The 12,440-nt window shown below is 33.2% G+C and carries 15 protein-coding genes; 11 read left to right on the forward strand and 4 right to left on the reverse strand.

Going from position 1 to position 12,440, the window contains the following annotated elements; translation table 11 throughout:
• A partial coding sequence (locus V7014_RS25775; protein ID WP_335511737.1) for a GerAB/ArcD/ProY family transporter occupies positions 1-422 on the forward strand: 422 nt, incomplete at its 5' end.
• Positions 409-1,521 (forward strand): Ger(x)C family spore germination protein, encoded by a 1,113-nt coding sequence (locus V7014_RS25780; RefSeq protein ID WP_335511739.1) that lies wholly within the window; start codon positions 409-411, stop codon positions 1,519-1,521. The genes V7014_RS25775 and V7014_RS25780, both read left to right, overlap by 14 nt.
• A 94-nt stretch (positions 1,522-1,615) precedes the next feature.
• Here the strand turns inward: V7014_RS25780 and V7014_RS25785 are convergent, their stop codons facing one another.
• Entirely contained in the window at positions 1,616-2,035 is a 420-nt protein-coding gene (locus V7014_RS25785) for a VOC family protein (protein ID WP_335511741.1), read from the reverse strand.
• Between the two features lie 208 nt (positions 2,036-2,243).
• Between V7014_RS25785 and V7014_RS25790 the strand changes: the two genes are divergently transcribed.
• The 4 genes from V7014_RS25790 (at position 2,244) to V7014_RS25805 (ending at position 4,287) form a co-directional block, all read left to right on the forward strand.
• Positions 2,244-2,669 carry a DMT family transporter gene (locus tag V7014_RS25790; RefSeq protein ID WP_335511743.1) on the forward strand — a complete coding sequence of 142 codons (426 nt, stop codon included), beginning with the start codon at positions 2,244-2,246 and terminating at the stop codon, positions 2,667-2,669.
• Positions 2,670-2,687: 18 nt separating this feature from the next.
• Positions 2,688-3,377: a Crp/Fnr family transcriptional regulator gene (locus tag V7014_RS25795; RefSeq protein WP_335511745.1), complete on the forward strand. Its 690-nt coding sequence runs from the start codon at positions 2,688-2,690 to the stop codon at positions 3,375-3,377.
• An 18-nt stretch (positions 3,378-3,395) separates the two neighbouring features.
• Positions 3,396-3,860, forward strand: a complete 465-nt coding sequence (locus tag V7014_RS25800) for a DMT family transporter (RefSeq protein WP_335511748.1) — start codon at positions 3,396-3,398, stop codon at positions 3,858-3,860.
• Positions 3,861-3,984: 124 nt separating this feature from the next.
• The gene (locus V7014_RS25805; RefSeq protein WP_335511750.1) at positions 3,985-4,287 is read left to right on the forward strand and encodes a hypothetical protein; all 303 of its coding nucleotides are present in this window, start codon (positions 3,985-3,987) and stop codon (positions 4,285-4,287) included.
• 105 nt (positions 4,288-4,392) lie between these two features.
• Here the strand turns inward: V7014_RS25805 and V7014_RS25810 are convergent, their stop codons facing one another.
• Together V7014_RS25810 and V7014_RS25815 are read right to left on the reverse strand one after the other, a co-directional pair.
• Complete coding sequence (locus V7014_RS25810; protein WP_335511752.1) at positions 4,393-4,794, reverse strand: hypothetical protein; 402 nt, start codon at positions 4,792-4,794, stop codon at positions 4,393-4,395.
• Positions 4,795-4,901: 107 nt separating this feature from the next.
• On the reverse strand, positions 4,902-8,087 hold the full coding sequence (locus tag V7014_RS25815) for an SNF2 helicase associated domain-containing protein (RefSeq protein WP_335511754.1): 3,186 nt from the start codon (positions 8,085-8,087) through the stop codon (positions 4,902-4,904).
• Between the two features lie 350 nt (positions 8,088-8,437).
• Between V7014_RS25815 and V7014_RS25820 the strand changes: the two genes are divergently transcribed.
• Positions 8,438-9,304 (forward strand): DUF5050 domain-containing protein, encoded by an 867-nt coding sequence (locus V7014_RS25820; RefSeq protein ID WP_335511756.1) that lies wholly within the window; start codon positions 8,438-8,440, stop codon positions 9,302-9,304.
• A 149-nt stretch (positions 9,305-9,453) separates the two neighbouring features.
• Here V7014_RS25820 and V7014_RS25825 read toward each other — a convergent pair whose 3' ends face one another.
• Complete coding sequence (locus tag V7014_RS25825; RefSeq protein ID WP_335511758.1) at positions 9,454-9,612, reverse strand: hypothetical protein; 159 nt, start codon at positions 9,610-9,612, stop codon at positions 9,454-9,456.
• A gap of 155 nt (positions 9,613-9,767) precedes the next feature.
• Here V7014_RS25825 and V7014_RS25830 point away from each other — a divergent pair, with 155 nt between their 5' ends.
• From V7014_RS25830 to V7014_RS25845, 4 genes are all read left to right on the forward strand, one after another.
• Positions 9,768-9,956, forward strand: a complete 189-nt coding sequence (locus tag V7014_RS25830) for a hypothetical protein (RefSeq protein ID WP_335511760.1) — start codon at positions 9,768-9,770, stop codon at positions 9,954-9,956.
• Between the two features lie 141 nt (positions 9,957-10,097).
• Positions 10,098-10,535, forward strand: coding sequence for a GNAT family N-acetyltransferase (locus V7014_RS25835; RefSeq protein ID WP_335511762.1), 438 nt, complete (start codon positions 10,098-10,100; stop codon positions 10,533-10,535).
• Positions 10,536-10,561: 26 nt separating this feature from the next.
• Positions 10,562-11,017: a GNAT family N-acetyltransferase gene (locus V7014_RS25840; RefSeq protein WP_335511765.1), complete on the forward strand. Its 456-nt coding sequence runs from the start codon at positions 10,562-10,564 to the stop codon at positions 11,015-11,017.
• A gap of 245 nt (positions 11,018-11,262) precedes the next feature.
• Positions 11,263-12,440: histidine--tRNA ligase (locus V7014_RS25845; RefSeq protein ID WP_335511767.1), on the forward strand; the 1,178-nt coding region annotated here is incomplete at its 3' end.

A 12,440-nucleotide genomic window follows, 5' to 3' on the forward strand; every position in this document is an offset into this window, starting at 1 on the left:
TTTATACAATTCTAACTCTTGCTTGTTTTCTTTTCTTTAGTGCACATGAATTGGAGAGGATTCCTGAACCAGTTCCTTATCTAATAAAATCACTAAAACTCACCTTAATCGAAAGACCCGATCTTTTTTTTATAACAATATGGATAGTAATGGTATCCACATCTTTTATGAATAATATATATGCTGCTTCCAAGGGATTAAACAGTATTATCGTAAAGTTGGATAGAAAATTATTCGTTTACATTTCAGCCATTTGTAGTTTAATCATTTCTTTGATTTGTAATTTAAAATTGGAAGTAGAGCGTTTATCGAACCTATTTTCTGATTTTGGATTAATTTTTATTATAGGAATACCTCTTGTTCTTCTATTTATATCTCTAACGTTTAAAAAACAGGAGGCCGTATCCCATGAAAGAAAATAAAGTATTCATTCTTCTTTGTTTGCTTACAATAGTTTGTAGCGGTTGCTGGGATCAGCGTTTGTTAAAAGAAAGGGGTATTGTACTGATTATTGGTTTAGACATTGATAAGGAAAATTATGTAACAGAAACAGTTGCTTTTCCTATTTCTATGATGGGAAGTATGAATCAGGAGTCTATTATCGCTTCTGATAAAGGTGTTACCACGAGAAATGCGAGAGAAAATATGGATAAAAAGGTATCTGAAGTATTGGATTTTTCGAAAACAAGAACCTTTTTATTTGGGGAAAAAGTAGCGAAAAAAAGCATTTTGCCAGTGATGGATACCTTTTATAGTGAATCAAAAAGTCCGCTAAATGCACGTGTAGCAATAGTAAAAGGAACAGCTGAAGAAGCACTATCGATTACTGCGCCTGAAAAACCATTAATAAGTGACTATTACTATGGGTTAATTGAGAGTGCGGTTATGATTGGGGATTTGCCAAATGTGAACGTTCAAGAGACGTCCTCCGATCTTTCTACTCCTGAAAAAGACATATTAATTCCTTTAATAGAAGTAATGAAAGAAAAAAATAGAGCTAAAGTCATTGGTTTAGCTTTATTCGACCAAGATAAGATGGTTGGAGAGTTATCAACTAAAGAAACTAAAATGTATTTATTATTAAACGATTCCCATAAGAAGAAAAGAACTTTCACGCTGAAAGTGAAAGAAACTAAAAAGAATAATCAGAAAAATTATGTAAATTTTAATGTATTAGATACAAAAAGAAAATTACGAGTTATAGAAAAAAATGGAAATATAAGTGCGCATATTGATCTTCATCTAGACCTAGGTGTAAATGAATATCCATTAGATCATTTAAATCGAAAAAAAGTTATTGATGATTTAACTCACAATATTGAAAAGCAATTAACAAAAGTCGCTGAAAGAACGATTAAAAAATTACAGAAAGCTAATTGCGATGGTTTAGCTATAGGATTAAGAGTAAAAGCATTTCACAATAAAATTTGGGAAAAGTCAGAATGGAAAGAAATGTACCGTGACATACCTATTACCGTTCATATTTCTACAAAAATCATTGAACATGGTACAACTAAATAAACAAAAATAGCATTCGAATTATGAACTATAATTGGGATGCTATTTTTGTTTTACATCAATTATTATTTAAGTAAAATGTATTGTAAATACTTTACTAGCAATCACTATCATAATTGAACTGCCAATGGATACCAAACTTATCTGTTAAGCTCCCGTAAAGTTTGCTCCAAAAGGTTTCTTGTAAATCCATGCTGACAGTTCCGCCTTCTTTTAGTTGATTAAAGATAGATTGAATTTGATCCGTATTTTTATTAACTAAGGCAAGGGTTATGTTGTTTCCTTCAACAAAAGGAGTCCCTGGGAAGGTATCTGAAAACATAACAGTACTTCCATCAATATTTAATCTTGTATGCATGACTAAATTTTTCGCTTCATCTGGAAGAGGATAATCGGGATTCGAGGGGGCTTCGCCGAAGGTCATGATTTGAGGTGTTTCTAGTCCAAATACTTGTGCGTAATACTCTACTGCTTCACGACAGTTCCCATTAAAATTTAAATAAATATCTACTGACATTTGCTTCACTCCTAATTATTAAAGAATTTATTGTTTCATCATGTTTTATATGATTTAGCATATTTTATCATTTAAAATGATAAAATCAAAAATTTTTCAAAAATATTTAATGCATCCAGAGTTATGTAATGTGACAAATGTCCTTTTCTATTTGGATCAATTCGTTTTAAATTAGATAAATCTAGAGAATGGAGGTCAAAGTTTAAGAATGAAGGGGATATTATTTGCAATTGCTGGGGGAGCTCTCATAACACTTCAAGGTGCTTTTAATGTAAAACTTAGTAATGATATAGGTATCTGGCCAACAAGCATCATTACTCATTTTATCGGTTTTATGATAGCTATCGCTTTTTATATTATTAAGAAAGATGGGTATTTGTCAGAATTAAAAAATATTAATAAAATATATCTTACACCTGGCACGTTTGGAGCAATTATCGTGTTTTCAGAAACATTTTCAATACATTCTATAGGTATCACTTTTACAGTAGGAACGCTGATGATTGCTCAATTACTTTCGGCTTTTTTAATAGAGATGAAAGGCTATTTTGATGTAAATAAGACGGGATTAAATCGCCACCATATTATTGGGATACTAGTAATGGTCAGTGGTATTGTTGTATTCAATTGGTAAACAGCGGAGGAGTAACGAATGAATCAATCAGATGAAATTATCCAAAATCTTAAGAAATTTAATATTGATGGGATATTCAAAAATATCAATCAAGATTTCTTTCAATTAACACTATTTAAAAAAGGGGAATTGATTTGTGACAAAGGATTTGAACTAGATCGTTTGTTCATAGTGGTAGAAGGAAAAGTAAAGATATACACTACTACACCAGATGGGAAAAAATTGATAATTCGCTTCAAGAACCCAATAGCTATAATTGGTGATATTGAATTAATCCAAAATATAGAAGCACAAAATGCTGTTGAAGCATGCACGGAAGTAAGAGCTATTTCTCTTTCTTTTGATGTTATAAAACAAGAATTGTTAAATGATTTTGCTTTCATGAATTTTCTTCTGGAAAATGCAACACATAATTTATTTATGTCGACTAACTTTACATCGCTTAATCTTCTTTACCCAGCCGAAGTAAGAGTAGCAAGCTATTTACTTTCTATAACTACAGATGGTACCGGCAAGCCGATTAATGATGAAATAGATTTTACATCTATATCAGATCTTGCTGACTATGTTGGTTCAAGTTATAGACATATCATTCGGATTTTACAAAAATTCACGAAAGAGAACATAATTGAAAGAAGAAATGGAAGAATCATTGTGAAAGATTCAGTGGAATTGAGGAAAAGAGCGATAAACAACATTTACGAGTAATTGTGTAGAAGGGGTTTTATGATAGGAATTGTTTTTGCGATTTTAGCAGGAATACTAATTAGTTTTCAATCGATATTTAATGCAAAAGTTAATGAACATGTAGGACATTGGTTAACTACTTCTCTTGTACTTGGGTTGGGGTGTGCTACATCTTATATAATGTATGTTGTTACGGAAAGAAGCTTAATCTTTAGCTTACAGACCACAAATGACGTGTATTACATAAGTGGGATTTTTGGAATAGGCATCGTAATATGTTTAATGAAGTCCGTTACATTAATGGGACCTTCTTACACGATCTTGATTAGTTTGATAACACAATTAAGTGTTGCATTTTGTATTGATACTTTTGGATTATTTGGTTTGGAAGTTATACCTTTTCAACTGAATAAACTGTTAGGAATAGTCATTCTGATAATAGGTGTGATGATTTTTAAGGGTATCTTACCTTCTAAAAATAGATTAGTAAAACAACATTCTTGAGATTAGTAGCATACTAGCTTTATATGGACGGATCTTAGGGTTATTCTCAAGTTACGTAGTACCTAAAGAAGGTCGTTTCTTATATAACACAATTTGTTATAATGTGTTATCGAGGTGATGATCAATGATTCGTGCAGAAGGTGTAGTTATTTTCTTAATAGATGACAATCAAACTTACAGACCAAATGATATATTCATTCAAAATAAAAATTTATATGTAGAAGTATTTAGTACAAGAAAAGTAGATTCTCATTCAAATGAGCTTACTTGCAATTATAAAGTAAACATAGAAGAGAAATATTATTGTAATGATCCAAATGACTATGTAGGTCAAGTATATCCTACTCTGAGAAAAAGCATCAATCGAATATTAATGACGCAGGTAGTATACATCGATAAAGTTTATCATAATATCGATTTAAATTAGGAGGAACATGAGTTTCTCCATTTTTTTATGCCTTATTTTAAACTGGAGAATATGAGGTTTGATTTGATATTTGTTTAATAGAGCCCCCTCATTTGAGGGGGAAATTCAAAAGCGTCTTCTTCTACGATGCATAAAAGGTTTTGGAGTTAATAATGGTTGCTGAAAGGGTATTATATTCTCAGGATAGTAGTTATCAACGGCAGATTGTGGTTGACTAAAATAAGGTTGGTTCTGATACATATGACCATTATTGACTAGAGGTGGATGAAAATGTGGCACTACGTGGACGATGGTTCTTTTATTAATAATATGCCGAGTCGGACTAATTTGAGTAGGATGAATGTCTGTGCTTTGTTGCGTAGGACAATTTTCAAATGGCGGTTGCTCAAATCCGTAATGTCTTTGGTCGTACATGAAATCACCTCCATCTATTGAAGATAACATATAGTATGCATCATTCAGCGCTATGAATTGTTGTCTACATAAATATAGGACTATAAGAAGCATTTCTTCATTTTTTATTGATAAAGGTTAATTTGAGTTTAATCTTCTATTAAAGAGAAGCAGCCAGTCCTTTTGGGGGCTGGCTGCTTAATATTGTAAGGGTAGATATGTTAAAGAGCGTTTCCGCTTTCTATATCTAAATTCAGTATTTGTCGTATATCTTCTTCGGTTAAAGACGACTGGTTTTTACTATCAGAGTCGATGATTTCTTCAATGAGATGTCTTTTTTTCTCTTGCAATTCGTTCATCTTTTCTTCAATTGTCCCACGAGCTACTAGTTTGATTACTTGGACGTTGTTCTGTTGTCCAAGCCGGTGGGCACGATCAGTCGCTTGTTCCTCGACAGCTGGGTTCCACCATAAGTCATATAGTATAACCGTATCAGCACCTGTTAGATTTAGTCCATTTCCTCCTGCTTTTAAGGAAATGAGAAAGAAATCATGTTCACCTTTGTTAAAACGAGTGCACATTTTGACCCTCTCTTCAGCAGCTGTTTGACCATCAAGATAAAAGTAAGGTAATCCTCGCATAGCCAACTCTTGCTTAATAAGCTCCAGCATTTTTGTAAATTGAGAAAAAATCAGAACACGTCGGCCGGAAAGAGATGATTCTTCTACAATTCGCAGAAGCTGTTCGAATTTTGACGAACTGCCGTTATATCCATCTACAAACAATGCCGGATGACAACATATTTGACGCAGGCGAGTAAGCCCGGCAAGAATCCGGATTTTGTTTTTTCGTAACGTGTCGCGATCGAGATGCTTTAATGTATCATGACGAAGCTTAGCTAAATAAGCGGTGTATAGTTTCTTTTGCTCTGGAAGCAGTTCTACTGTTTCAATTGACTCTATTTTGTCCGGTAGCTCATCAAGAACATCTTCCTTTACTCTCCGAAGCATGAAAGGTCGCATCCGTCTACTTATCGTTTTTCTCGTCAGATTGCTATATTCCTTTAATCCCATGAATAATTCAGGAAATACCACATGGAAAATGGACCATAGTTCTTCAGGGGAATTTTCAACAGGTGTGCCGGTCAAAGCAAAAGATTGATCGGCATTGATTAACTTTACTGCTTTTGCTGTCTGGGTAACAGGATTCTTAAAGGCTTGTGCTTCATCAAAAAAAACGGTATGAAACTTTTGTTTTCTGAACCACACCAAATCCTGACGTAGCAAGGGATAAGATGTAATAATTACATCCATATCTGTCCATTGTTTCTGGAGTTTCGTCCTTTCGGATTTTGTTCCATCTACGACAACTGCTTCGATTTCAGGAGCGAACTTCATTAACTCATTTAACCAATTATAGATGAGTGAAGAAGGGCAGACAATTAATGCAGGTTTACGATGCTTTCGAATCTCATGTTGCTCCGAAACAAGATAAGTGATGGCTTGTAGTGTTTTTCCAAGCCCCATGTCGTCAGCCAATATGCCTCCAAATCCATATTGTTTCAATGTTTTCAGCCATTTGTAGCCTTCTACTTGGTATGAATAAAGAATGGTGTTCAAATGATCAGGAACTTTAATATCATTTGTATCTGGCTGTTGGATACGGTTCAAGAATTCGCGGAATGAGGCTTCCAATTGGAATGTTCCATCTTCTCCAGAGATATGTTGCAGACCTTGGATAACAGGCATTTCCCATTTCTCTTCTTGAACTGGAACAGCACTAAGAAAACGTCTAATCTCATCATATTCCCGGGCTTCTAAAGATAATAGCGATCCGTTTTTCAATCTGTAGAATTTGCGCTTCTCTTCTAACGCCTGTAATACACCTCGTATCTCACTATCAGGGATACCATCCTGTTCAAACTTGAACTCAAGCCAATTGGTTCGTTCTTTTTTCAGCCTAACTGAGATACGTGGGCGACTGTGACCTCGAAAAATCCTGTTCCTAATTGCTGTGGTAGCATATACTTTTGCAATATGTTGTAGTTTTGGCAATGTACGATTCAGGAAATCATATTCCAGCTCTTCGTTTTGTAGATAGTAGCCACCTTCTGTTTTTGTGAACCCACTTTCTTCAAATAATTCAAGAATGGTCGTCTCTTTATCTTCATCTCTAATTAAGAGTCTATTCAGACTTGGAGCTTGCTTAAAAGGGTCTATTATAATATCAGCATATTGAAACTCAACTCCAGCGAGTACCCTATTTTTAATACGATCAAGATATATATTAGCTTGGAGGGTCGTTTTTTCCAACGAAGTAGTGAGTTTCTTAGGAAGTCGGACGTCTCCTAGTTTTTTTAGACCAGGTACAACTCTTTCCATGAAGAGCTCTAACTGATTGTATTCAATAGGGATTATGTTAGAACCAGTTGTAGCAAGCATATGTTGTAGCTCATACAATCGTTTGCTGTCTTCATTCGTCATGTAGAACAATTGCCCGTCCATGATGGCCGTTCGATAATCCTTCATTAATATCAGTTTATTAAGTCCATTTACCTGACATTGAAATCCACTTTCACTTTCAAAAAATTGAAAGCTGAGTGGCAATTTTCCGTCACTGTAGCGCATGTTTTCGTAATCCTCATCATTTTTTCGAAGCTTGACATTTCTCGAGGAGACAAGCAAAGGTAGCAATTCCGACCATGATGAAGGAGGTATTGGTAGAATTGAAGTCGTTTCCGGCAAAGATTTTATATACATCTCGTCATCATAGACAATCTGGATTAGCTCTTGAATGATGTTATCTTGCTCCTGAGAAAAGCAATGAAGTTCTGGATCATAAGTGAAAGATAATGAAATAATGTAAGCATTCCGCTCCTGAACGGCTTTTAAGAAATTTCGGATGTCTTGTACAGGGAAAGAACCAATCTTGAGCTCGATACCAGGAACAGCGTTTTTTTCGTTAGATTGAATGTGTCCGCACACGATTTGCATTTCTAACGATTGTCTATTTTCGAAATGTCTCAGTTCACGACTTGAGCGAATAGGCTGTCTAGAGAATAATTGCATGAGGTCATTCGCCATTCCAGAGTCTCCACTTTGAGTCAATATACTTTTACTGTTTTGAATGTGTTGCGTCCGATCCTGGATAGCGAGCAACGCAGCGGCGATATGTTGGCAATCTTTATCGAAAGATGACAAAGTTGGACAACTACATGATGTTTGGATTATCTCTTCATCTTCAATCACAATATCAACATGGAAATCTTCCTTACCTTTGACAACTGCCTCATACCGAGTAGGTCCAAACAGTAGGAAATTTACTTTATCTGCGCGGTAAAATGCCTCTCCACGCTTGAAGGAGATTGTCCCGCACATCTCTTTAATGATACGTTGATTAAGTTTCATGGCTGCTCTCCTTCCGTAGCGATTTCGTATAGTTCATAAGCTGTATTGTATCATACATCTCTTTTTAACAGACAGTATCCATTAACAGTCAGAAAAAGAGTGTAAGTAATAGAAGTTTAACGATTGGAACTATTATGCTTAACTATAAGGTTCCTTTTACTTTAAATGGTTAACAAGTTAGTTATTCCATAGATGCGTATACAAAAATGCACCCGCACATTTTAAATTCAAAATTTGCTTTTGTTCCTAAAAATGTTACGGGTGATAATTCTAACTGTTTAGAAAATTTGTCGTTTTTCCTATTTTATTTGATACAATTAAAATATTAAATAAATAAAAGGAGAGACTTTATGAAGAAGTTAATTGTAATGTTTATTGCTTTCAGTCTCGTTATCACCATTGCATATCCATCGCTTGCAAATGGGCAGGGGATACATGGGAATTCACAAGGGAATTTAGCTAATTATGGCTACATTACCGAAGATAAGGACTGGTATTATTATTCTGATGGAAGTATTTATAAAGTAAGAAAAAATGGAAAAAATAAAACAAAACTAATAGACGGTTTGGATTCTAATACGGTTATGCCCGCAGGACTTACGTTAGTGGGAAACTACTTGTATTATACAGACTTAATGGGATCTGAACCGAATGCAAATATGGGAATACATAGACTTGACCTAAAGACTAAGAAAGAACAATTAGTATATGGAATGAACGCTAGGGATTTCAAGATTATAGGTAATAAAATATACTTTATTGCTTACGATAATTTCAATAACTATACTCAATCTATCTACGTTACAGACTTAAATGGTAAGAACAAGAAGAAATTAACGGGATCTGTCTCAAGTTTTACAAGCGATGGAAACTATCTATATTATCAAACTTATAATGGTTTTTACCGAGCAACACTAGATAATAAAAGCAAAGTGAAACTGACTTCAAGTGAAGTAACAAGTCCTATAATAAGTGGCAAAACCATATATTTTATCAATAGTAGTGATAAGAAACGACTGTATAAAATGAGTATAGATGGTAAAAGTACTTCAACATTAACAACAAATACATTTGATAATATCTTTATTCTTGGAGATAAAGTACTTTACGCAACTCGAAATAAAAAGCTAGCAGGATGGGCTGATTACAGATTAGGTAGTGTTAAAAATGGTAAGTTAAATGGAAGAAGTACTCTTTTTACAGTTAAATATCCTTAATATTTTAACTAGAGGTTATTATCTTTTTAATAGCTATTTCAGGATTTAAGAAGAAAATGAAAGATTAGTTATTGATGGAATACAAGACAGTAGTATTTTTGAGAAAAAGAGTAGAAATTTCTACTCTTTTTTGAATCGAGTAAGGTAACTTACTCGTCTTTAACTCGGTTTTTAAATGTTTCTTCTGGAAGAATATTTTCAATTGGCTTTCCATATTGAATGTGATTCTTCCCTTCAACTTGAGTATTTTTTGAGAAGTCTCCAGGATGTCCTTTTTGTTTATGATTGAAATGTTTGCCTCTACTCATTTTCTTATCTCCTTTCACTAAACTTAGTTTATCTATTCGTGATTCTTTTATGTACATTCAAATATAAATGTAAAATGAAGTATTTATAGTTCAGTGTTAAATTTCAGAAAATTATGTTAAAATAAAGTGTGAATATTGTATTGGAGGTTTGTAAAATGAAATCAAGAAATAGAATTTTATTAACTCTTATATGTAGTTTAGCGATATTGGGAGTTGGTTTAAAAGGAATCCTTTCTGGCTCATTTTCATCAACATCTTTACATGTTCAATATATTTTTGCTATTTGCGGACTAATCGGAGCAATTTCTTGTGGTGTAGAGTTATTTAAGCAAAGAAATGTATAAGAAGCAGACCCAAAAAATTCAAGCTGATTTTTTATCTAAAAGTTTGAGGTTTTTTGTCCTTTTTGAACAAATGAAGAAAATAACAGTTGAAAAAAATGATTATTATAAATAGTGAGATTACAAGGAAGGGACTACTCAACTATGGAAATTAGAAAACCTAACGATTCGGAACTAAAAAAAGTTTTGTTACTATCACCACAGGCTATATTTGATGGAACATTAGGTGAAGTAAAACCCACTAATGAAAAGATTGAACAGCTCGTCATACCCCTTCTTGATAAAGGATGTTATTATTTAATCGCAGTAGAAGAAGATATGTTGAAAGGGTGGGTTCTCCTAGGAGCAAGTAAGGATCAATTTACTGATAGGATGAATGGTTTTATTTATGAACTATATGTGCTAGAAGAATTCAGGGGAAAAGGGCTTTCGAAACAGTTACTAACAGCCGCTGTTAATCAGCTAAAACAGGAAGGATATTCTGAAGTTCGTTTAAGTGCTTTTGTTGAGAACAATGCGATTAAACTATATGAAAAAATGGGCTTTAAAAATAGAACGGTTTCTATGAGTTTGCCATTATAATTGAAATACCTGAAAGGAAAAATAATATGATTGTTGATTTATTGGTAAACCAACCTAAATATATTAATGATGTATCAAAAATGATATACAGTGAATTCGTGGTTAATACTGAAAGTAAAATGACTTTTGATGAAGTATGTACATACTTTTCAAATACACATACCGACAAATTTCCCATTACGTTAATTGCAATTGAAGGTGATGAGTGTATCGGTACAGTGTCCATATTTGAGAATGATTTAAAGGAACGAGATATGTACAAACCTTGGCTTGCTTCACTGTATACAAAACCAGAACATCGCAGTAAAGGTATAGGGCAGAAGTTAATAAATGAAACAATAAGTACTGTAAAGAAATTAGGGTATAAAGAATTATATTTAAAAACAGAAAATGCTTCAACATACTATCTAGATAGAGGTTGGAGTTTAGTGGAAACTGTTTTAGACGTTAAAGGCCAAAAAATAGACGTGTTTAAGTTTTGAGAATAATTGAATTATATATGTTAATTTGATACAATATTTAAAAATTAGAGGTGGATATAATGCTGTTATCTATAAATCTTATTTCATATTCACAATTACATCATCATATCAAATAGTCTTGCTAATCGATTTTTTATAAATCAGATATAGGAAGGCTATTTATCGTTAAACCGTATTGATTAATTTTTATCATATTAATCTAATGCGGTTTTTTTATTTCTAAAAATGTATCGGAGGTAAAGAAAATGAGAAAAATGGATTATCAAAATGTTAAGGGAACACAAGATTATTTACCAGGTGCTGAAGTAGTTCGAAGAGAAATTAGAAGAACATTGGAGGATGTGTTTATCCAATATGGCTGTATGCCATTAGAGACTCCAATCATAAATTATACAGAATTGCTAGCATCTAAATATGGTGGAGGTGCTGAAATATTAGAGGAAATGTATAAGTTAACGGATAGGGGAGAAAGAGATTTGGCTTTGCGATATGACCTCACCATTCCGTTTGCAAAAGTAGTTGCAATGAATCCACATATAAGGATGCCATTTAAAAGATATGAGATAGGAAAAGTATTCAGGGATGGACCGATTAAAACTGGAAGATTTCGTGAATTTACACAATGTGATGTTGATATTGTAGGTGTTGAATCTCAAATTGCTGAAGCAGAATTAATGATCATGGCATTAGATGTATTCAAAAAGCTTGATTTAAATGTAACTATTCAATATAACAATCGAAAATTACTAACAGGTATGCTGGAAGTGTATAAAACAGCAAAAGATAAAATGAACCAAGTTATCTTAATACTTGATAAGCTTGAAAAAGTAGGATTAGAATCAGTTATTACGGAGCTTATGGAACAAGGGCTTGCATCTACAACAGTTAGTTCCATTAAACAGTTTTTGATTGATAAAAATAACATTAGTTCTAGCTACTTTGAGCCATTTTCTGAACAAAATGAACAAGTTAAGCAAGGCCTAGATGAATTAAAAGAACTAGGAGTTTATTTAGAATACCTTGGTGTAAATGATAAATGTGTATTCAATCCATTTTTAGCAAGAGGTTTAGAGATTTATACAGGAACGATTTATGAAATATTTTTAACTGATAAAACCATTAAGTCTAGCATTGGTAGTGGAGGGAGATACGATAATGCAATTGGTGGGCTCATAGGAACTAATGAAAGCTTTTCAACTGTGGGAATTTCTTTCGGATTAGATGTTATTTATGCAGCTTTAAATGCAACACAGGATAAAGACGTAAATCAGTCCAATGTTGATGTGTATTTAATACCATTAAATACACAGAAAGAATCATTATTAGTTGCTAGTAACTTAAGAAATCAAGGTTATAAAGTTGAGTTTGAAATGGGGAACAAGAAACTTGGCAAGGCACTAAGTACAGCAGATAAGGAGAAATA

It is taken from the genome of Bacillus sp. JJ722, from assembly GCF_036963345.1.
GTDB lineage: Bacteria > Bacillota > Bacilli > Bacillales > DSM-1321 > Bacillus_AD.

Excerpts from the sequence above, each read along its gene's own strand:
- V7014_RS25780 (WP_335511739.1), top strand. The coding sequence starts at position 409 with ATGAAAGAAAATAAAGTATTCATTCTTCTTTGTTTGCTTACAATAGTT.
- V7014_RS25785 (WP_335511741.1), bottom strand. The coding sequence starts at position 2,035 with ATGTCAGTAGATATTTATTTAAATTTTAATGGGAACTGTCGTGAAGCA.
- V7014_RS25790 (WP_335511743.1), top strand. The coding sequence starts at position 2,244 with ATGAAGGGGATATTATTTGCAATTGCTGGGGGAGCTCTCATAACACTT.
- V7014_RS25795 (WP_335511745.1), top strand. The coding sequence starts at position 2,688 with ATGAATCAATCAGATGAAATTATCCAAAATCTTAAGAAATTTAATATT.
- V7014_RS25800 (WP_335511748.1), top strand. The coding sequence starts at position 3,396 with ATGATAGGAATTGTTTTTGCGATTTTAGCAGGAATACTAATTAGTTTT.
- V7014_RS25805 (WP_335511750.1), top strand. The coding sequence starts at position 3,985 with ATGATTCGTGCAGAAGGTGTAGTTATTTTCTTAATAGATGACAATCAA.
- V7014_RS25810 (WP_335511752.1), bottom strand. The coding sequence starts at position 4,794 with ATGCTTCTTATAGTCCTATATTTATGTAGACAACAATTCATAGCGCTG.
- V7014_RS25815 (WP_335511754.1), bottom strand. The coding sequence starts at position 8,087 with ATGAAACTTAATCAACGTATCATTAAAGAGATGTGCGGGACAATCTCC.
- V7014_RS25820 (WP_335511756.1), top strand. The coding sequence starts at position 8,438 with ATGAAGAAGTTAATTGTAATGTTTATTGCTTTCAGTCTCGTTATCACC.
- V7014_RS25825 (WP_335511758.1), bottom strand. The coding sequence starts at position 9,612 with ATGAGTAGAGGCAAACATTTCAATCATAAACAAAAAGGACATCCTGGA.
- V7014_RS25830 (WP_335511760.1), top strand. The coding sequence starts at position 9,768 with ATGAAATCAAGAAATAGAATTTTATTAACTCTTATATGTAGTTTAGCG.
- V7014_RS25835 (WP_335511762.1), top strand. The coding sequence starts at position 10,098 with ATGGAAATTAGAAAACCTAACGATTCGGAACTAAAAAAAGTTTTGTTA.
- V7014_RS25840 (WP_335511765.1), top strand. The coding sequence starts at position 10,562 with ATGATTGTTGATTTATTGGTAAACCAACCTAAATATATTAATGATGTA.